General features: G+C 49.3%; 1 protein-coding gene. It reads right to left on the minus strand.

The window, feature by feature from the left end; translation table 11 throughout:
• Positions 1-191: 191 nt before the first annotated feature.
• Positions 192-881, minus strand: a 690-nt coding sequence (locus KQI79_RS27365) for a hypothetical protein (RefSeq protein ID WP_216541469.1), incomplete at its 5' end; no start/stop codon positions are given.

Below are 881 nucleotides of genomic sequence, written 5' to 3' on the forward strand. Positions count from 1 at the left end.
GGTGGCCGTGGTCTTTCCTTCTTAGCGACAGCTAAGCTATGCAAAACTAATGCCAACGGGCTCCCGCCCTGCCGGGTGAAATCTTTCCACGTGTTGGCATGGAATATGCATATACATTTGATAGCTTCGCTATCGGAGTTCCCGCACCCCGATAGGACACTCTAAGAGGGGTTGACCATGGCCCCGTCGATCTACTGCAACAATGTGGTCTCTTTCCCTTCGTCAATATCCTTCCACAATTGGTCAATCCTTCCAAGCAACGCTTGGACAATATCCACACTGTGAACATCCTCCATCTGGTAGAGATCAATACATTCATGGATGGCTGCTATCTTGGCATGTTGCCATGCCACATGCGCCTCCATTGCGGTTCGGAACGAACCTAGTGTTGCCTGCTTGCCAAGGGATCGGCATTGTGAAGTGTAGGATGGATTCCCGTTCTTTCTGTAGTAGTTTATCTGCACCCCTAACGGGAGTGTCCTAGCTGGCTTGGATTTTGCATTCACCTTCTTAGTGCCGCCGCAGTTTGTGAATAGTTTGTTCATGTATTGCGGAATGAACGCACACGTATGCGGAGCATACAAATTGTTTCCCGGGAAGAGAATGTCCTTGTCCAGTTGGTAGCCATCAGCGTAGCCAGATTCATAGACTGCCCATTCATAGAATGATTCGAATCCTGCCGCCTTGGGCTTCGCCCACTCTTCGCATAGAGTAGCGCCAGTGTAGATACGGTCCTTGGGGTTGCACCGTTGCCGCATGGCATGGAATATGCCCTTGGCATAGTGAATATGTAACTCTTGACCGATAGGTGAACGTGTGTTATTGGCATGAATGTTGCTTGTCATTGGGTCTCCTTGTGTGAATTTTGATCTATCGATAGC

The organism is Paenibacillus sp. MSJ-34 (genome assembly GCF_018918005.1).
In the GTDB taxonomy this organism is placed as follows: domain Bacteria; phylum Bacillota; class Bacilli; order Paenibacillales; family Paenibacillaceae; genus MSJ-34.